Here is a 19,605-nt window from a genome sequence, read left to right on the forward strand (position 1 = left end):
AGCCTCGCAAAACGCATGATCCCGCTCCTTGCCGCGCTGGCCCTTGCGCCGCACGCCGCGCCTTGGCGCGTGAACTCGTTCCACACCCTGGTCTGGGACGAGACGCCCTACTTACCGGTGGGCGTGCATGTCCCGGCCCAACCCGAAGCCGTGCAAGCAGCGGTGGACGCAGGCATCCACGACCTCGTCGTCGAGATCGGGGGGGACGCCTCGGATTGGCCGAAGGCGGCGGAAGTCTTGGAGAAGAACGGGTGCCGCTATGCCCTGAAGCTTTCGGTCGCGCGGCCCACGGCGGACACGGTCATCGTAGAGCCGCAGGGCTACCGGATCCCGGACATCTTGCGCCCGCGCGACATTGAGCTGCGCCTGCCGGGGGCCAGCGAAGCGCTCTTGATTCTGGTGAAGGCGCGCGAGGGGTCCGTGCGGTGGTTCCGGCGCGTGCCCGTCATTGACGGCGTCCTCAGCGACCACATCGATCCCGAGGTCGAGCTGCCCCACGTGCTCCTGGTCTATCCGACGCAGCGCGACTTGCGGGCGCCCGACTACTGGTCCGCGTTCGACGAGCATCGCGACTACCTGCTGGAGATCTTCCGCTCGCGGCCGCCCGGGCCTGGGTGCCGGGCGATCATCGATCCTGGCGGGGCGGGAGTCGCTCAGACGGAGGGGGCCGTCCCCCTCTCGCCGCTCTTCCACACCGAGCTCGCCGACTACCTCAAGTCGCGTTACAAGGACGTGGCGAGCGCCCTCCGTGCCTGGTCGATCGCCGCGAACGACATCGACAGCTTCACGGTGATGGCCCGCCTTGTACCGCTTTGGTCTGAGACGCGCGGCATCGCCCAGTTCTTCGACCCGCGCGAGAACCGCCTCTACACGACCGACCAGCAGAGGTCGACCGCCTGGGCCGACATTCGCCAGGTGAAGCGGCTGGCCGGGGCGAGACGCCTCGACCGCCTCAAAGCGACGCTTCGAAAGATCGCGGACTTGCCGGTGATCCAGACCTGGCACGAATGGGCCGACGAAGCCGTCCTGAGCGAGGGGCTCGCCTTCTCGACGGAAACGGGATCGGTGCCGGCGATGGTCGAGGGCGCCTCGCGCCCCCTCAGCAGCGTCTTGCGGCGGCGCGACCCATCCAGCCTTTGGGCGACGGACCTGACTCTCGTCGATGGGGGGCTCTCGGCCGAGGACGTCGTGCGCGAACTTGAAGGCATGGGCGTGCGCGGCTGGTTCTTCCGGGCAGGCGACCGAGGCACGCTCCAAGCGGTGGCGTCGATCGCCGCAGCCCGCGCCAGCGACCTCTCGTCGGCGGAGTGGACCGTCCGACCGCTCTTTTATCCGGAGGCGGCGCGAGGGGCGGCGGCCCCTGTCCGGCTCCGCGGCGGGCTCTGGTGGCTGCCGACCCCGACCCCCGGCGACCGCATCGACTATGGCGCGGGGTATGAGGGCTATCGCGGCTCCGACGCGCTCGGCCCCTTCTTCGCGATCTGGTCGCGTGAAGGCGCACGGCCGACAAAGTTGCGCCTGACCGACGAAAAGGGCGTGACCGCGACCGACTTGGACGGGAACATCACGGAACTCCGAGTCCGGCGTCACCGGACGGAACTGCTGGTGCCGGACCTGCCCGTCATCCTTCGCGGCCTCACGGTGCCGCCCGTCCCCGAGCAAGCGATGGCGGAGACCACCTCCGCGCTGGCGACCCTGTTCGACCACTTTGAGAACCGAGTAGACCCGGCCGGATCCGAGAAATATCTCTTCAGCGGAAAGCTGCGGGACTTCGAACAAGAACCCGGCGGAAGCTACAAGACCTTGCGCGAGCAGCTGAACCGGCTGGTTCCGCGGGCCGCCCCTTACACCTGGATCGAGGCCTTTCGATGCCCCAAGCACGACTTCAGCGAAGTCAGGCAAACGGCGGGCTCGGCCAGCGAATCCACCTTGGCGCTCGCCTCGCGCATCCGCCCGAGCGGCGATTCGTTTGTGGGGACCTGGCCCATTCCCCGCCGCGCGAGCGGCAAGCAAGAAGTGTGGGTCGCCGCCTCGGTAGCGGGCAACGACCTTTCCGCCCTCACGGTGACGCTGGGGACGGCGGTGCTAAAGCCAGAGGCCGCGCCGGTCTCTTTCTATGGCGCAGGCTTCGGCTGGTACAAGCTGGGCGAGTGCGACCTCTCGACGCAGGTCGAAACGATTCAAGTCCGGGTCGAGCCGCGCCTCGGGTTGGACCTGGAGTTGGACGTGATCGTCGTCGGCCCTCCGGGGTTCCGACCGGACGGGCCGCGCCCGCCGATCACCTTCCTTTCGCCAAGCCCGACGGAAGGAAAGGGTTCGGGCGGTCTTTGAGCGCTTCGTGCCAGAGCCGATTCTGCTCGGCATAGGCCTCGGGCGGAAGGTGGGCGAGCCCGTAGACGCACTCGTCGTGCCCCATGCGGACGGCCCAGCCCGCATCGCCATAGCTGTAGTGCCAGAACTCATCGCGGCAGTTTGAAAAGCCGACGCCGAGCATGGCCTCGACCAGCGCGCTCCGGTTCGCCAGCGCTTGGTCGGTGAGGCCGTAGACAAAGGTAGGCGCCCCCATGAAGCGGTCATAGGGCGAGACCAGGTCGAGGGGTTCGTCCTCCAGGTCGACCAGGGTGACGTCGAGCGCTGCCCCGGTGCAGTGGCCCGGCGGCGCCTTTTGATCGGGCGGCGCGACGAAGCGGCAGACGAGGCGTCGCTTCGTCGCCGGGTCGAGTCCGGGCCGGGCTTCCTCGAGCTGCGACGTCATCCAGGCGAAGATCGCACGCTGGCGCTCGATCGGACGCCAGGCGTCTGTCACGGCAAGCCGAATCCCGGCGGGCAGGCTCCGGGCCGCGCGCTCCACCATCTCCGCGACGGACCTGCGGCAGTAAGGGATCGTCGTCGCGCGCACCAGCCGCACACTTGGCGCCGCGTCCCGGATGTCGACGAGCGGCTCGCCGTTCTCGCGCTCGCGGATCCGGTTGAGCGCGCGGATCGGCTCAGGCCGTCCCTTTGATCGGTCCCACTTCGCGGTCACCTTGCCGGTGTTACCCGCTCCTCCCAACCGGACGCCAAGTATCCTGGGCAGGTGATCGCCGTCGCGCGGCCAACCGATCCGTCCCTGCTCGCCCTCCTTGACCGGCACCCCGAAGTCGAGCTCGTCGAACGCGCGACCCAGCCGGGTCAGATCGACTTCTGGCAAGGGGACTGGCACCGCCAAGTCGTGACTGCGCGGCCCGACCTCGAGCTCTACGGCGTGGTCGAAATCGAGGACAACAACCCGCTCGTCTGCGCGGACGTCGCCTCAGTCCCCGGGCCGGCCGCGACGCTGGCGACCCTGGCGCTGGCCCCGGTCGGCATCGCGCGCATCGTGAGCGAGCCGCCTTCCCTTCTCTTTGCCTCGCCGGTCGATTACAGCGACCTTGAAGCCGCGCTGCCCCGCTGCGGGATCGAAGGAGCCGACTTAGCCTTCGAGCAGCAGGACCTCGGCACGGTGGTGGCGATGCTCGCGATGGTGGTTGTCGAGCCGCCGGGGACTCTGGAAGAGGTCGCCGCCCTCTATCGCGAACGGTACGAGCGGAGCTTCTTTGTGCGCGAATCGCGGGTGGATGAGTGGTACGGTCGCCTCGTCGAAGGGCAGCACCACGCGGCTTACCGCCTCGAGTCCACTGAGGACGAGGGCCACGCCCTGTTGAGCGTGCACGTCATCGCCGACCTGCACGGAAAGTGCGGTGCTTCGCAGCTCGTCCACTGCATGAACGTGATGGCCGGGTTCGAAGAGTCGCTCGGGCTTGACCGGCCGTTCTAGGAGCCAGGCGCCTTCTCCGCCTCGACCTCTTCGGGCCCCCCGATGATGACGTCCACTCCGGGGCCAGCCACTTTCTCCCAAACGCCGAACTCGGACTTTTTCCACGTGGTGAAGCCGCGCCGGGCGGCTTTGTCGGGATCCAGGGTGCCCTTGGTCTTCACGTTCATGCGGCTCACCAGACGCTTGACCTCCAGCCCGCAGGCCGGGCAGAACTTGAGCGGCGGGTCGTTCACGGACTGGATGACCTCAAAGCGGGTGCCGGCGAGCTCACACTCGTCATGAAGATGCTCGTACTCGTAGATCGGCACAACTTTCATCATACGCCGCCTGGCGACGCGGTAGCCTCTTCGTAGGCGTGCCTTACGCGGAATTCGACCACTTGCAGCAGAGGATCGTAGCGTGCGAGCGCTGCCCTCGCCTCCGGGCTTGGTGCCAGGAGGTCGCCCGGACCAAGCGGAGGCAGTTCCAAGACGAGTTCTACTGGGGCCTCCCGGTCCCGAACTTTGGCGACCCCGAAGCGAGCGGGCTCATCGTGGGACTGGCCCCGGCGGCCCATGGCGCGAACCGAACGGGCCGCATGTTCACAGGCGACCGTAGCGGCGAGTGGCTGTATCGGGCCCTCTTTCGCGCTGGGCTCGCCAGCCAGCCGAACGCCGACCATGCCCAAGACGGCCTGCGGCTGGAGCGCGTCCTCATCACGGCCATTTGCCACTGCGCGCCTCCCGACAACAAGCCGCTGCCGGAAGAGATTGAGAACTGCTCGATCCACCTGCGCGACACCCTCGCCCTTCGGCCCTGGCGCGCCTATCTGTGCCTCGGCTCCCTGGCCTGGCGTCGGCTCTTCGCGCATTTGGGTGTTCGGCCCTTCCCCGCCTTCGCCCACGGGGCGGAAGTAGAGGTCGGGGAGGCAACCGTCTTCGCGAGCTACCACCCGAGCCAGCAGAACACCTTCACGGGGCGGCTCACGGAGGAAATGCTCGATTCCGTCGCCACCCGGTTTGCAAGGGCTCTGGGCTAGTTCACGAGGGAGATGCGCTCCAACTTGTGCCGGATCAGCTCGCCGTTGCGCGAGACCGAGACTTCGACATGGCTGCCAGGCTCGCCGCGCAGGCGGCCTTCTATTTGGCGGAAGTTAAAGCGGGTCGTGTCCGCGCCGTCGACGCCGAGCAGGCTGTCTCCCCGCTTGATCCCGGCCTTCTCAGCGGGAGAACCGGGGACCACGTTGAAGACGGTCGCACGTCCCGCCTTGGGGTTGAAAGTGGCGCTGAGCCCGGGCTCCCCTTCCGCCGGATCGGTGACCTCGCCGCTGAAGTTGTCCAGCCAAACCCGACGGCGAGCCAGGTCGAAAGTGACGTTAAAGTGCTTCAGGAACCCGAACCCGATTGTGCCGTCCCCGTCCGCGTCGCTCGAGGGCAGGTCGATCACGCTCCACGTGCTCTTGGGGACGGGAACGCCATAGATCTTCAGGTCTGGAAGCTCCGCGTAGAACGAATCGACGGGGCCGCTCGCGACCCAAGACGTGGCCATGAAACGCGGCTTCTTGCCTTCTTCCCAAAGGCCGACCCGTTCCAACACCTCCTTGTGGGTCGTCGCGTAAAAGGCGTTGCCCGTGTCGAGCGAGAGGGTCATCCTCTTTCCGCTGGGAGCCTCGACCGCCATCGGGATCGAGCTCCGGCCGAGAGGCAGCATCCGCGCCATGAACGTGCGCTTGTTGTCCGGCTGGCGGGTCGAAATGTCCAAGTTATCCGGATGGACTATGATCACTTTGCGCTCGAAGTTGATCTCGGTCACGTGGCGCGCAAAGGGGGCGAGGCCGAGGATGCCGTCCACATGGGTGCCATAGGCGAGCGTGTAGTGGTCGGCCGGCTGCTGGATGATGTCCCTTTCCGCGACGTCCGACTCGTAGGGCCCGATGCGCAGGCTCTTGAGCTTCACCGACTTGGCCTCGAACGAGCCGACGAAGTCGCGCAGGTTGATCGTGCCGTCTGCGGGGCCGACGTTGAGGCTCTCGTTGAGCACGATCGTGCCCGAGAAGCCGGTGTCGAACATCAGAGAGACGGCGCGGCCGTTAACGTGCGCGTCGACCACGATCGCGTTCTCCCCGATGCGGAAGGGAATCTCGACGGGCAGCTGCAAAAGAGTTCCAAAGAGCGCGGCTAACATGGGTGGATCGCCTCTCTTTATACGTTCCGCCGAGGATGTCGCGTCCCAAGGCCGACCCAATGGCGAAGATTCTGTATACTAGCCGCCGCTTTAGCCGTCGGACCAGCAACGGTTCGAAAGGGCTAAACGTCAGTGACGATCATGAGACGCTACGGAGCATTCCTCCTTGCCGCCGCGGCCCTTGCCTGCGGCCTCACCGCTGGTTGCAAAGAAGAGGCGTCAGGCGCCGCTGGATCTAGCGCCGGTTCCTCTGGGACTGGCACCGCTGGGTCGCACGGCGGCGATGGCACCACCACTTCCAGCCGCCCTGCCCCTTCGAAAGAAGGCAACTCGATCCAGGGCGACACGATCCGCATCGGGCTCGTCGCCAGCCAAAACGGCGACTTGAAGCCGTGGGGCGACGACAGCATCAAAGGCGCCCAACTGGCTGTGGACGAGATCAACAAGGCGGGCGGCATCAAGGGCAAGCAGGTCCAGCTGCTGGTCGGCGACAGCGCCTCGAAGCCCGAGCAGGGCAAATCGGCCGCGCAGAAGCTCGTCGGCACTGACAAGGTCATCGGCTTGCTCGGCGAGGTCGCCAGCGGCATCACCCAGCAGATGGCGAACGTCGCGTTCGACGAAGGCGTTCCGCTCATCGCGGTCGGCGCGACCAAGACCGACATCACCAAACAAGGCAGCAACCTCTTCCGCGTCTGCTACACGGACGATTTCCAGGGCCCGGTCATGGCGAAGTTCGCCTACGAAGAGCTCGGCCTGCGGAACGTCGCCGTGATGACGGACAACAAGCAGCCCTATTCCCAGTACCTGAGCGAAACCTTCAAGAATGCTTTCGTGAAGCTCGGCGGCAAGATCGCGGACGAGCAGTTCTATGAGACGGGCACGACCCAGTTCAACGCCCAGATCGGCCAGATGAAGTCGAAGAACCCGGACGGGGCGTTCCTGAGCGGTTACTTCAACGAGGTCGGCCCGATCGCCAGCCAGATGCGCCAGGCGGGCATCAACGTCCCCCTGATGGGCGGCGACGGATGGGACAGCACCCAGTTGCAGACCTCCGGCGGCCAAGCCATCATCGGCGGCTTCTTCTGCAACCACTATAACAACCAGGAAGACCGGCCCGTGGTCAAGGACTTCCTCAGCAAGTGGCAGGCGAAGTACGGCGGCACCCCCGGCACCACCATGGGCGCCCTGGGCTACGACGCGGCGATGCTCATGATGGACGCGATCAAGCGCGCCGAGGGCGATAACGGCGCCGCCGTCACCCGCGCACTCGAGGCTACCGAAGGGTTCGCTGGGGTCAGCGGAGACATCACCCTGAACGGCAAGAACGGCGATCCGCCGAAGAGGGCCCTCGTCGTCGAAGTCGTCAAGGACGGACAAGCTTTCAAGAAAGCCTACGATCCTTCTGACCTGGCCGACTTGAAGTAGTTTGCTAGCGCCCGAAAACCTACTGGCAGCGTTCGAAATTTCGATCCTGCCGCAACAGCTTGTGAACGGACTCCTCCTGGGGTCGATCTACGCGTTGATCGCGCTGGGTTACACCATGGTGTACGGCGTGCTTCGCCTGATCAACTTCGCCCACGGCGAAGTGTTCATGCTGGGGTCTTACGTGGCGCTTTTCGTCTCGTGGGGGCTGGGGTTCCACCCGGCGGACTTGGCACGTGCCGACCGCCCTTCTTCAGCCCTCTATCTGGCGATCATGCTCCTCGCGAGCATGGCGGTCTGCGCCCTCATCGGAGTGTTGATCGAGCGACTGGCTTACCGGCCCATGAGGAGCCAGCCGCGCATCGCCTCGCTCATCACCGCGATCGGGGTCTCGCTCTTCATCCAGTATGCGGGCGGGCTCTTCCTGCCCCAATCGCCGCCCCCCGCGATCTCCGAGCAGATCAACCCCTACCGCGGCAGCCTAGACCTCACCCTGAAGCCGGCGCCCGCACAACTGCTTCAGCAGGCCGACACCCTGCAAGGGAACGTGGTCGCTGCCCAGCGCGCCTTAGAGGCCGCCGCCAACACGCCTGAGGAAGCTCAGCTGCGGACCCAGCTTCAGGAGAGCCAGAGGCAACTGTTCCAGGTCCAAGGGGAGATCAACAACGAATCCGTCGACCTGACCATCCCGATCGGCCAGCTCATCATGCTCGGCACGACCGTTGCGCTTATGGGCGGCCTTTGGTACCTGGTGCAAAAGACGAAGACCGGCCGAGCCATGCGCGCCGCCTCCCACGATTTTGATTCGGCCTCGCTGATGGGCGTCAGCGTCGGCCGCGTCGTGACCATCACGTTCTTGATCGGTTCGGCGCTCGCCGGTGCCGGGGCCATGATGTACGCCACCGTGCTGCGCACCCCGCTCACCCCATTTATGGGCGTCACGCCCGGTATCAAGGCGTTCGTGGCGGCGGTTCTCGGCGGTATCGGCAATATCCCTGGCGCCGTCCTTGGCGGCTTGCTGATGGGCGTGGTCGAGACCCTGGCCGTCTGGGCCGGCTTTAGCGGTTACAAGGACGCGGTGGCTTTCGTCATCCTCATCGTGGTGCTGCTCTTCAAACCCGGTGGCCTCCTCGGTTCGGCCAAGGTGGAAAAAGTATGAAGTTTTGGGCCGTACGCGCGCTTTCCGTACTCGCGGCCCTTGCGTTCGCTTATGGCCTTGAGAGCGTGGTCTCCGGCAATATGGCTGAGAACTACCGCCTCTTTGTCTTGGCCGGTCTCTACGTCACCCTTGCGGTCAGCTTAAACCTTATCAACGGCATAACCGGCCAGTTTTCGATCGGCCATGCAGCCTTTTACATGGTCGGCGCTTACAGCGCGGGTGCGGTCTCGCAAGCGTTCTATGCCAACCAGTCTCTTGGCCAGGTTCCTTGGCTGATAACGATGGCCCTTTTCGGTGGCGTTTGCGCCGCGATCGCCGGTCTCGTCGTCGGCTTGCCCAGCCTTCGCCTTCGTGGGGACTATCTCGCGATTGTGACACTCGGTTTCGGCGAGATTTTGCGCATCGTTGCGCAGAACATTAAGGAGGTGGGGGGCGCTTACGGCATGAATGTGAAGCCTTTCGGCTCGGCCCCGAACACCCTGTGGCTAGTCTGGTTACTTGCCATTCTGTGCATAGCCGTATGCCGAAACCTACTCAGAACCGCCCACGGGCTGCCCTTCTTGGCTGTGCGCGAAGACGAGGTGGCGAGCTCCGCCATGGGGGTTAACGTTCCCTCGACGAAGGTCACCGCGTTCGTTATAGGATCTATGTTTGCGGGAATGGCTGGTGCGCTGCTCGCCCACACGGAAACGTTTATCTCTCCCGACATGTTTAAGATGGACGTGTCGTTTATAATTCTGACAATGGTGGTCCTCGGCGGCACAGGCTCCATCACTGGTTCGACGGTCGCAGCCGTCGCACTCTTCGCCATTCCCGAGTGGCTGAGAAATCTCCAAGACCCGGTCACGAAGACCGCTTATCAGATCCCGGGTTCTGCGATTGTCGCGGGCGTGGTCGCCGTGGCATTAGCGGTTGCAGCGCTCCGTTATATCCAGCACAACGTCCACCGCGGAAACGGGCAAAAGTTTGGCTTCGGGGTCGTCGCAATGGCCGTCGCCGCCATTCTTGGTGTGCTGCTCAAATCCGTGTTCGGCCTCGTCCCCCAGTTAGCTACCCAAACCTTTGAAGCCTCATCCCTACGCATGGTGATCTTTGCGTCCACCTTGATCGTCCTTATGCTCCTTCGGCCGCAAGGACTTTTCGGACACCACGAGTTCAGTTGGAGTTGGCTCAAGAGCCTCTTCACCGGCACCAGGCCACCCTTGGAGGCGAGCTCGTGAGCCAGCCCGTACTCGAGCTCCGCGAGGCAACGATCCGCTTTGGCGGACTCGTCGCCGTGAACTCTGTCTCCTTTCAGCTAAACCAAGGCGATTTGTTCGGCCTAATTGGCCCGAACGGCGCGGGCAAGACAACCTGCTTTAACCTGATAACGGGAGTATATAAACCGACGAGTGGTTCGATCACTTTCAATGGGAGGGAGATTGGGGGCCAGCCGCCATCAAGGATTTGCGAGATGGGCATTTGCCGGACATTCCAAAACATCCGGCTTTTCCCTGCGCTTTCGGTGCTGGAGAATGTCGTAGTCGGCGCCTTTCTGCGCAAGAAGAGCTCTCTACTTTCAGCATTTACGTATATGCCTCCAGCGATAAAGGAAACTTCGGAGCTGCGAGAGCGGGCGATGGAACTTTTAAGGGTCGTGAACCTTGAGGAGTTCGCCCATGTTCGGTCGGCCGACCTATCTTATGGAAAACAAAGAAGGCTGGAGATAGCACGCGCCATGGCTACCAAACCTGAGCTCATTCTTCTTGACGAACCTGCCGCAGGCATGAACCCTTTAGAGAAGAACGAACTTCAGCAAACGGTAAAGGACATTCGCGACTCCTTTGGCATGACCGTCCTCCTTATTGAACACGATATGAAGTTCGTCATGGGTCTCTGCGAGCGAATCGTCGTGCTGGACCACGGTGAGGAGATCGCCCACGGCCCGCCAGAGGCCATCCGCTCGAACCCAAAGGTCATTGAAGCCTACCTTGGCGAAGCTGTCTAGCCTAGGTTCCCGCGAACCTAGCAAAAAGTGGGGGAAAACTTCCGCTAAGTCCCCGCGACGTTCGCCCGGTCAGTCGCGTCTGAACAAGAGCCGCTTCCATGTGCACCCGCCCCTTCGTCCATCTGCACAACCATACTGAGTACTCCCTGCTCGACGGGGCCACCCGCATCCCTCAAATGGTTGCCCGTGCTAAAGAAGAAGGAATGCCGGCTATCGCCATCACCGACCATGGTGTTATGTTCGGATGTATGGAGTTTTATTTCGAGTGCGTTAAACAGGGCGTTAAGCCCATTCTGGGAATGGAAGCTTATGTCGCTCCCCAGGGCCTGAGGGATCGGACCGCTAATGAAGAAAAGCAGGCTTACCACCTCTTATTGCTTGCGCGCAATGAGGAAGGTTACAAGAACCTTTGTCGCCTTCATTCAATTGCAGCGTTGGAAGGTTTCTATTACAAACCACGCATAGACCATGAGGTCTTAAGGAGCCATGCTAAAGGGTTGATCGGTTCGACGACCTGCATCGGTAGCGAGGTCAACCAGCTTCTTTTGGCAAGTAAGTACGACGAGGCCCAGTATCGGGCTGGTATGTACAAGGAGATCTTTGACGAGGGTTGCTACTTCGTCGAGCTTCAGGACCACGGGATCGATAAACAGACCCAAATGAATCAAGGCTTGCTGCGCATAGCGCATGAGCTGAACCTGCCGCTTGTAGCCACTAACGATTCGCACTTTCTGTGCAAAACAGATAACGAACCGCACGATGTACTTTTGTGCATCGGTATGGGCAAGCTTCGCTCCGACGAATCGAGGATACGGTTTACCGGCAACGAGTATCTAAAGACGGCTAGTGAGATGGCCGCCTTGTTCCCCGATCATCCCGAGGCGATCGAAAACTCTCTGCAGATTGCCGAGCTTTGCGAGCTAAACATTACTCCGTCACGGAACCTTATGCCCGAGCCGGACATGCCGGAAGGCGAAACTCCGACGTCTTACCTACGAAAGCTCGCTTATGAAGGTTTATCATCGAGGCTCGGCAAGCAGGGGGACAATGAGTCTGAAAGGCTCGAATACGAACTCGGGGTCATCGAGAAGACCGGCTTCGACGCGTACTTTCTGCTTGTTAAAGAGTTCGCGGATTTCACGCGTTCAGAAAGTATCGCGTTCGGTGTAAGAGGATCTGCCGCAGGCTCACTTGTAAGTTATTGCCTCGGTATTACGGATGTCAACCCGGTTGAGTATGACTTAACGTTTGAGCGCTTCCTCAACCCTGAGCGCGTGTCTATGCCGGATATAGACATGGACTTCGAAGACGCACGCCGGGACGAAGTCATCCGCTGGGTCCAGGAGAAATATGGGGCAGACCGGGTCGCGCAGATCGTGACATTTGGGACGCTCGGCGCAAAGGCTGCAATCAAAGATGCGGGGCGTGTGATGGGGTTTCCGCCTGTGGAGACCGATAAACTTTGCAAGCTTCTACCCAACCGCCCGGGCTTGACTTTGCAAAAAGCTCTGGACGAACCTTCCCCAGATTGCGGCGAAGATTGGATCCGCTTCTATTCCGAATGTTCCGATTTTAGGTCTGCGCTTGGAGACGCCAAACTGACCGGATTGGTGAAGACTGCAAGGACTATCGAGGGCCTCTGCAGGCACTCCGGCGTCCACGCCGCAGGGGTCGTCATTTCCAAGACTCCATTGGCGGATAGTGTCCCGCTTTATCGCTCAAGTGATGGTCAGCCGGTTACGGCCTACGAGATGGGAATCCTTGAGAAGCTAGGCCTTCTGAAGATGGACTTCCTGGGCTTGAGCAACTTGACGGTCTTGTCAAGGACTATCCAGAACATTGCGCAGACGCATCCTCAAAGCCCCATTGCTTTGGAAGGGGTTTCAGCGATCCCCTTCGAAGATGAAGCGACATTCGCGATGCTCTCTAAAGGTGACACGGTCGGAGTGTTCCAGCTAGAGTCGGGCGGGATGCGCCGGAACATTGTCGAGCTTAAGCCACAAAGCGTTCGAGAACTTGCGGCCATGGTCGCACTTTATCGGCCCGGTCCGATGGATCACATTCCAAGCTTTGTCGACAACAAGTTCGGCAGAAAGCAACCGGTCTATTTGGATCCAAAGATGGAGCCCATCCTGGCCGAGACCTACGGGATCATCGTCTATCAGGACCAAGTCCTCAAACTCGTTCAAGCGTTAGCGGGATTCTCGCTCGGTAAAGCCGACATTCTCAGGCGAGCGATGGGCAAGAAGGATAGGCTCGTCATGGAGTCTATGAAGGAAGAGTTTCTCAAGGGTTGCGAAGCTAACGAGATTATCCAAGAGGTAGCGAACGAAGTTTGGGAGCTTCTTCTGCCTTTTGCCGGTTACGCGTTCAACAAGGCCCACGCGGTTTGCTACGCTATACTCGCATACCAGACGGCTTACCTTAAAGCCAATTTCCCGGTGGAGTATATGGCGGCTCTGCTCGCCGTCTATAGTGACAAGGAAGACCGGGTCACGAGCTTTATCGAAGATTGCCGCAGGCAAGGAATCGCCGTGATCGCTCCGAATGTGACGAAGAGCTCCCTCGATTTTTCCGTGGAGCATTGCGAAACTGGTTACGCAATACGCTTCGGGCTTGGTGCCATAAAGGGCGTCGGAGAGGGACTTGTCAACCACATCATTGCCGACCGCGAGGAAAACGGCGAATACACCCACTTTTATGAGTTTGCGGACCGGGTAAGGCCGGCTGGACTTAACAAGCTTTCCTTGGAGGCGCTTATCAAGGCGGGGGCACTTTCGGACATCGAGCCCAACCGGAACAAGTTGCTGGAGAACCTGGAGGGGGCGCTGGCCTTCGCGGACACGGCCGGGCGACAACGCAAAGAAGGGCAAGACTCACTTTTTGGCGGGGGCGGAAACGAAGAGACTTCTTTGGAATACCCGACCCTCCCAGAGATGCCGGCGCCAGAAAGGTCGCAAGTTCTGCAGATGGAGAAGGACGTCATGGGGATCTACGTTTCGGACCACCCGCTGCGAGCTGTGAGCCGCTCCCTTCCCTTCCTCGCCTCCAACACTTGCGCGCAGATCACTGAACTTGAAGAGCATGCGAAGGTCAAACTGGCTGGCGTCATGACGAACGTCAGAGAGATCGTGACCAAAGCGCGCGGCGAGAAAATGGCGAGCCTTATCCTGGAAGACCTTTCTGGACAAGCTACCTGTGTCGTCTTCCCGGCCACTTACGCAAAATTCAAAGACCTCATTTCTAAGGACGCTATCGTCCGTATAATGGGTACGGTCTCGCACCGAGAACGACCGGGCGGGGGTGGTGAGAAGTCGGTCGAAGTCATGGTTGACGCGGTCGAACCTTTGCCTGTCGATATTAATGCGGCGGTCGTCGACGATTCCGTGATCGGCACCGTGCTCATCCAAATCGAAAGGGCCACGCGAAAGGAGCTTGAGTCCATCAAAGAGTTGGTCGAACAACACCCCGGAGACTACGAAGTCGTTGTGCAGTTCGGAGCCAACCGCACCGGGCAACCCATGTTCCTTTTGAACCGGCTGGACGGGGCGCCGGAGACGGTGGCGAAGCTGCGGAGGTCGATCAGCCACGGCCACGTCCAGGTCCTGCGCAACCGGGACCAAGAGACCGTTGCCCGCGAGCCTGTTGAGGAACCCTCAGTCGCCCTGGCACGTTAAACCCGAGAAGCCCAATGAGAGTCATCCCGCTCGCCCTCTTACTCGCCGCGTCGCTTTCGGCGTGGGCACAGGACACCGCATTCGACAGGCACGTGGCGAGCGTCGAGCTGCTCCAGTCCAAGGCGATCCAATCTGAGCTGAAGGTGAGCGACTCCCAGCGGGCGGCGCTTAACAAACATGCGGATTGGTACAACAAGCAAACGGCAGACATCATTAAGAGCCTCGGGCAAAGACCATCCGAGACCGCGCAAAAGGGGGCGGCAGACCGGATCGGCGGTTTACAGAAACAGCTGAAAGAGCGCGTGCTTAACGAACTTTCAAAGTGGCAAATGAGTCGGCTCCGCGAGATCAGCCTCCAGCAGCTTGGCGTGCTCGCAGTCATGGACACCCAAATTTCGAAAAAGATCGGCGTTAGCGATTCCCAGTTGGAGAAGATCCGCGCGTTTTGGAACAAGACGGGAACGTCTGTCGCAGAGATCGAGCGCAAGGCGCGGCAACCCATCTGGGACAAGTACAAGGACAAGAAGCCGAAGGATGAGGCCGAGGCCAAGAAACTGCAGGAGTCGTTCAGTTCCGAGATGGAAGCCGCTTCCAGAACGGTCGCCCCGGATCTTGCCAAGCACAAGAAGGCCTTCGAGGACTATGTCGACGGAGTGCTCAGCAGCGCGCAAAAGGAAAAGTGGAAAGCCCTAAAGGGCACGCCCTTCAAGGGCTGAGCAGTGCCCTCTAACGGTATCCTCAGGGCACTTTGGGCGTTCTGATCGGCAAAGACACGCGCGTCGTCGTCGCGGGAATCACGGGGAAAGAAGGCAGCTTCCACACGGAGCAGATGATCGACTACGGCACGAAGGTCGTAGCAGGCGTGACCCCCGGAAAAGGCGGTACCGAGATCCACGGCGTGCCCGTGTTCGACACGATGAGGGAAGCGGTCGACAAGACGGGGTGCGACGCCAGCGTCGTCTTCGTCCCTGCCCCCTTCGCGGCCGACTCCGTGCTGGAGGCCGAAGCGGCGGGCATTCCGCTGGCCGTGCTCATCACCGAAGGCGTTCCCGTGCTGGACTCCATGCGCCTCGTCAACCGGCTGCGGCAGAACGGCACCACCCGACTCGTCGGCGGCAACTGCGCGGGCCTCATCACGGCGGGCGAGTGCAAGATGGGCATCATGCCCGGCTACATCTTTACGCCGGGGCCGATCGGACTCGTCTCGCGCTCCGGCACGCTCACTTACGAAGTGGTCTGGGAACTGACCCGCGCCGGGCTCGGCCAGACGACTTGCATCGGCATCGGCGGCGACCCCGTGCCGGGGACCCGCTTCGTCGATTCGCTGGAGATGTTCGAGGCGGACCCCGAGACGAAGGCGGTCGTGATGATCGGCGAGATCGGCGGCACGGACGAAGAGGCGGGAGCGGACTTCATCAAGCACCACATGAAGAAGCCCGTCGTCAGCTTCATCAGCGGCCGAACGGCGCCTCCCGGCAAGCGTATGGGCCACGCCGGCGCGATCGTCAGCGGCGGGCTCGGCACGGCCCAGTCGAAGGTGGACGCCCTGCTGGCGGCGGGGGCCAAGGTCGCCGACAAGACCAGCCAGGTCGCCGACCTCGTGAAGCAAGTCCTGAGCGTGGTCGCGGTCTAAAGGTTCGAACCTGTCTGAGGGGCGTTTGAACCCGGTACGCCCTCACTCGTGACATAATGTGTCATGCCCCTCGACCGCTCGCGCTACTTCGATAACGCGGCGACGACCCCGCTCGACCCCAGAGTCGTGGCCGAGATGCTTCCCTACCTTGAGGAAGACTTCGGCAATGCCAACTCCATTCATGAATGGGGACGGCGGGCCCGCGAGGGGGTGGAACTCGCCCGCGAGCGGGTGGCCAAGCTCTTCGGCGGGAGCCCGGACGAAATCTTCTTCACGAGCGGCGCGACGGAGGCCAACAACTGGATCCTGAGCTCGTTTAAATCCGTAGCCGTCAGCCCCTTCGAGCACAGTTCGGTCTGGGAGGCAGGCATCGCCAAGGGCTTCGACGTGCTGGACAACGAGGGATACCGGCTGTATGGCCCGCGCCAGAGCACGGACCTTTTGAGCGTGATGGTGGTCTGCAACGAGTCGGGCGCGATCTTGGAACTGCCCGAGGTGGGGGAGACGACGCCCAGCCGGGTGCACCGCGATGCCACCCAGGCGCTCGGCAAGGTGCCGCTCAACCTTGCCGACATGGATTACGCCAGCGCCTCGGCCCACAAGCTTTATGGCCCGAAAGGCATCGGTTGCCTCTACGTCCGCGACGCACGCCCCCTGCCCCCGATGCTCTTCGGCGGCGAGCAGGAGAGCGGCATGCGGGGCGGGACGCTGAACGTGCCTGCGATCGTCGGATTCGGGGCCGCGTGCGCTATCGCGCTGGACCAGTTCGAGGAAGACCGGGCCCACGCCCAGGAGCTTCGCCAGGCCTTCGTCGCCAAGCTCCAGGGGACGAGCGACTGGAAGTCGAACTGCCACGACAACAACTCGCCGTTTATCCTGTGCCTCTCCTTCCTGGGCGTTCAGGGTGAGACTCTGGTGGTGGAGATGGACGCGGCCGGCTTCGCCATCAGCAGCGGCTCCGCGTGCAGCTCGCATTCCAGCGAGCCAAGCCACTTCCTGGAGTCTCTGGGATTGCCAAGCCGGTGGTCGCGGGGCACAGTCCGAATCGGTTTTGGCCGGTTCAATACGCTGGACCAGGCCGAAAGGCTGGCGACTTCCCTGGTTTCGAGCGTAGAGAGCCTCAGGGCTCTAGCCAAGTGACCCGTGTTGTGCAACAATGATTGGTCACGGCGCGTCCCTAGCTAGGACAGCCGGATGTCTAATCGACCGGGATTCTCCGATTTTTGCCGCATTTTCCAGACGACGACGTCCAAAGCGGTCAGATTTCCATTATCCTGTCGTTTCGTTGCCGCCACTGTGAGAGGTTTGGGTTACCCTGGCCCGCTCGGATTGGCGATATCTAGACCCGAGGGTCGCTTGGAACAAGGATGTCATTGGAAAGCGGTGTACCGACACAAGTGAGACGCGGAAAAGCCATAACCGTGCGGACGCATAGCCGGCACAGCTATGTCGACGCCAATAAGCATATGCTCCTGGACGACCAGGAGCCCAACGCCGAAGAACTCTTGGAACTCGAAGAACTCGAGGAAGAAGAGGAAACGGAAGAGAAGCCGCCGGACGATTCCGAAGAGCTCGAGATGTGGATGCGGCAAACCCGCCGCGCCCACCTGCTCACGCCCGCCCAGGAAGAGCACCTCGCCAAGCGCGTCCAAGCCAAGGACCTCGCCGAAAGTGGCAAGTGGTCCAAGGTCGCCGAGCTCATGAACCTGGAGCGCGACCACGAATGGGACGACTGGGAGCGCAAGGAGGTCATGAAGCTTGGCACCCAGGCGAAGCAACAGCTCATCGAGAGCAACCTTCGCTTGGTCGTCTCGATCGCGAAGAAGTACAACGCCCGCGGCATCCCGCTCGCCGACCTCATCCAGGAGGGCAACCTCGGGCTCATCCGCGCCGTCGAGAAATTCGACTGGCGCAAGGGCTTCCGCTTCTCGACCTACGCCACCTGGTGGATCCGCCGGGCCATCGCCCGAGCGATCATCAACCAGGGCCGCACGATCCGCATCCCGGTCTATGTCGCCGAGCTGATCAACAAGGTGATGAAGACCGCGAACTCGCTGCAGCAGGAGCTGCACCGCGAGCCCTCGCCGGACGAAGTGGCCGAAAAGGTGGGCATGAGCCCGGACAGGGTGCAAGAGATGTTGCGCGTGGCCATCGAGCCACTGTCGCTCGAGACACCCGTGGGCGAGAAGGACAACTCCTCGATCGGCGACTTCGTCCCCTCGCAGAACATGCCGACCCCGTCCGACGTGACGTGGTCGCTGATTCGCCGCGAAGAGATCGACGGCATCCTCGGCCGCCTCACCTCGCGCGAACGCGACGTGGTCCGGTTGCGCTTCGGCCTCGACGACGGACGTGCGCGCACGCTCGAAGAAGTCGGCACCGCGCTCAACGTCACTCGCGAACGAGTTCGGCAGATCGAGTTGCGCGCCATGAAGAAGCTCCGCCACATCGGCCAAGAGCTGGCCGCGCAAGGCTTCACCATCACCCCGAGCCCCAACTAAGCTCAGAGCCCTCTCCCCCGCAACGGGGGAGGCGGCTTATTCTGTGCGGAGGGCTTCGATGGGGCTCAGGCCAGCGGCCCGGGCCGCCGGGTAGATCCCGAAGACCACGCCGATCAGTGCAGAGAAGCCCGCCGCGATGAGCGCGACCGTGATCGGGAAGGGCATGAGAAGGCCGCCGGCGGCGGGCCACTTTGCTTGCGCAGTGCCGAAGGTGATCAGCTGTCCCACGAGAAAGGCCAGGCCCATGCCGATCAACCCGCCGACCAGCGACAGGATGGCGCTCTCGACCAGGAACTGGGTCAGCACGGCCATTCTCGGCGCGCCCACCGCCTTGCGCAGGCCGATCTCCCGCGTCCGTTCCGTCACCGAGACCAGCATGATGTTCATGATGCCGATCCCGCCGACGAGCAGGGAAAGCGCCGCGACTCCGGAGAGCAGGACGCCCGCGGCCACCACGATGCCGCCGAGCACGGCGATGATCGATTCCCGCGAGTCGACGCGATAAATCTCCTTGTTCCCCGACTTACGCATGAGGTAGCGCCACACGTCGTCCATCGCTTGCTGGACGGTGAAACCCTCCTTGGGGCGCGCCGTGATATAGCTGAGGTACTTTCCCCCCATCCACTTTTGCTGCGTCGTGGTGACGGGGACCCAAACGTCGCGGCCGTTTGTCTGGCCCATGATGTCCACCCGCGCCATCACGCCGACGACCTCCAGGGTGATCCCCTGAAACGTCACGAGCTTGCCGAGCGGGTCCTCTTTTTGAAAGAGCCGCGAGACGACCTCGTCGCCCACGACACAAACGTTCGCGCTGGTTTCGATATCGCGCTTGGTCATGTGACGGCCCTTCTCGATCGCGACGCGGCTCAATTCCGCTTGCTTTTCGTCCGTCGCCATGATACGGGCGTTCTTCAGCGTGCGGTCCCCGTTCTTGACTGTGTTCAGCGGCACCTGGTAGATCGGCGACGCGATCTCTATCGAGCTCACTTGGCTCTCGATCTCATGGACGTCGTCCATCGTCAAGCCCTCGATGCCACCCACCGCTTCCCCTTTCTTCATGCGCGAGGGGTCGAAGAAAACGATGATGGTGTCGCTACCCAGTTTCTTGATCTCGTAGGTGAGGAAGTGCTGGAAACCGCCCGAGACCATGACGATGAGCGTGACGCTCATGACGCCGATGATCACGCCGAGCATGGTCAGGAACGCCCGTAACTTGTGCAGGCGCAGCATGTCGAACGCGACGCGGACAGATTCCCAAACTCCCATG

The 19,605-nt window shown here is 62.2% G+C and carries 16 protein-coding genes; 12 read left to right on the plus strand and 4 right to left on the minus strand.

What is annotated here, in order from left to right; all coding sequences use genetic code 11:
- The first annotated feature begins 15 nt into the window (after positions 1-15).
- Positions 16-2,331, plus strand: a complete 2,316-nt coding sequence (locus tag KF733_10220; GenBank protein QYK55379.1) for a hypothetical protein — start codon at positions 16-18, stop codon at positions 2,329-2,331.
- On the opposite strand, the gene KF733_10225 is transcribed toward KF733_10220, so the two are convergent.
- Entirely contained in the window at positions 2,279-3,052 is a 774-nt protein-coding gene (locus KF733_10225) for a hypothetical protein (protein QYK55380.1), read from the minus strand. The genes KF733_10220 and KF733_10225 overlap by 53 nt on opposite strands.
- Before the next feature lie 24 nt (positions 3,053-3,076).
- Here KF733_10225 and KF733_10230 point away from each other — a divergent pair, with 24 nt between their 5' ends.
- Positions 3,077-3,796, plus strand: coding sequence for a hypothetical protein (locus KF733_10230; protein ID QYK55381.1), 720 nt, complete (start codon positions 3,077-3,079; stop codon positions 3,794-3,796).
- On the opposite strand, the gene KF733_10235 is transcribed toward KF733_10230, so the two are convergent.
- Positions 3,793-4,104, minus strand: a complete 312-nt coding sequence (locus tag KF733_10235; protein ID QYK55382.1) for a zinc ribbon domain-containing protein — start codon at positions 4,102-4,104, stop codon at positions 3,793-3,795. The two genes, KF733_10230 and KF733_10235, sit on opposite strands and share 4 nt — an antisense overlap.
- A gap of 71 nt (positions 4,105-4,175) precedes the next feature.
- Between KF733_10235 and KF733_10240 the strand changes: the two genes are divergently transcribed.
- Positions 4,176-4,814: a uracil-DNA glycosylase gene (locus tag KF733_10240; protein ID QYK57165.1), complete on the plus strand. Its 639-nt coding sequence runs from the start codon at positions 4,176-4,178 to the stop codon at positions 4,812-4,814.
- On the opposite strand, the gene KF733_10245 is transcribed toward KF733_10240, so the two are convergent.
- Complete coding sequence (locus KF733_10245) at positions 4,811-5,959, minus strand: PDZ domain-containing protein (protein ID QYK55383.1); 1,149 nt, start codon at positions 5,957-5,959, stop codon at positions 4,811-4,813. The genes KF733_10240 and KF733_10245 overlap by 4 nt on opposite strands.
- Positions 5,960-6,100: 141 nt before the next feature.
- On the opposite strand from KF733_10245, the gene KF733_10250 reads away from it, so the two are divergent.
- The 9 genes from KF733_10250 (at position 6,101) to KF733_10290 (ending at position 18,338) form a co-directional block, all read left to right on the plus strand.
- Positions 6,101-7,384 carry an ABC transporter substrate-binding protein gene (locus KF733_10250; GenBank protein ID QYK55384.1) on the plus strand — a complete coding sequence of 428 codons (1,284 nt, stop codon included), beginning with the start codon at positions 6,101-6,103 and terminating at the stop codon, positions 7,382-7,384.
- A 61-nt stretch (positions 7,385-7,445) separates the two neighbouring features.
- Positions 7,446-8,540, plus strand: coding sequence for a branched-chain amino acid ABC transporter permease (locus KF733_10255; GenBank protein ID QYK55385.1), 1,095 nt, complete (start codon positions 7,446-7,448; stop codon positions 8,538-8,540).
- Positions 8,537-9,760, plus strand: coding sequence for a branched-chain amino acid ABC transporter permease (locus tag KF733_10260; protein ID QYK55386.1), 1,224 nt, complete (start codon positions 8,537-8,539; stop codon positions 9,758-9,760). Before KF733_10255 ends, KF733_10260 begins: the two co-directional genes overlap by 4 nt.
- The gene (locus KF733_10265; protein QYK55387.1) at positions 9,757-10,527 is read left to right on the plus strand and encodes an ABC transporter ATP-binding protein; all 771 of its coding nucleotides are present in this window, start codon (positions 9,757-9,759) and stop codon (positions 10,525-10,527) included. Before KF733_10260 ends, KF733_10265 begins: the two co-directional genes overlap by 4 nt.
- Before the next feature lie 98 nt (positions 10,528-10,625).
- Complete coding sequence (locus tag KF733_10270) at positions 10,626-14,204, plus strand: DNA polymerase III subunit alpha (GenBank protein ID QYK55388.1); 3,579 nt, start codon at positions 10,626-10,628, stop codon at positions 14,202-14,204.
- 14 nt (positions 14,205-14,218) lie between these two features.
- Positions 14,219-14,920, plus strand: coding sequence for a hypothetical protein (locus KF733_10275; GenBank protein QYK55389.1), 702 nt, complete (start codon positions 14,219-14,221; stop codon positions 14,918-14,920).
- 32 nt (positions 14,921-14,952) lie between these two features.
- Positions 14,953-15,837, plus strand: a complete 885-nt coding sequence (gene sucD / locus KF733_10280; GenBank protein ID QYK55390.1) for a succinate--CoA ligase subunit alpha — start codon at positions 14,953-14,955, stop codon at positions 15,835-15,837.
- Positions 15,838-15,900: 63 nt separating this feature from the next.
- Positions 15,901-16,977 carry a cysteine desulfurase gene (locus tag KF733_10285; GenBank protein QYK55391.1) on the plus strand — a complete coding sequence of 359 codons (1,077 nt, stop codon included), beginning with the start codon at positions 15,901-15,903 and terminating at the stop codon, positions 16,975-16,977.
- 281 nt (positions 16,978-17,258) lie between these two features.
- Positions 17,259-18,338, plus strand: a complete 1,080-nt coding sequence (locus KF733_10290) for a sigma-70 family RNA polymerase sigma factor (GenBank protein ID QYK55392.1) — start codon at positions 17,259-17,261, stop codon at positions 18,336-18,338.
- A gap of 36 nt (positions 18,339-18,374) precedes the next feature.
- Here KF733_10290 and KF733_10295 read toward each other — a convergent pair whose 3' ends face one another.
- Complete coding sequence (locus KF733_10295) at positions 18,375-19,604, minus strand: ABC transporter permease (GenBank protein ID QYK55393.1); 1,230 nt, start codon at positions 19,602-19,604, stop codon at positions 18,375-18,377.
- Between the last annotated feature and the right edge of the window lies 1 nt (position 19,605).

It is taken from the genome of Fimbriimonadaceae bacterium, from assembly GCA_019454125.1.
Lineage (GTDB): Bacteria > Armatimonadota > Fimbriimonadia > Fimbriimonadales > Fimbriimonadaceae > JALHNM01.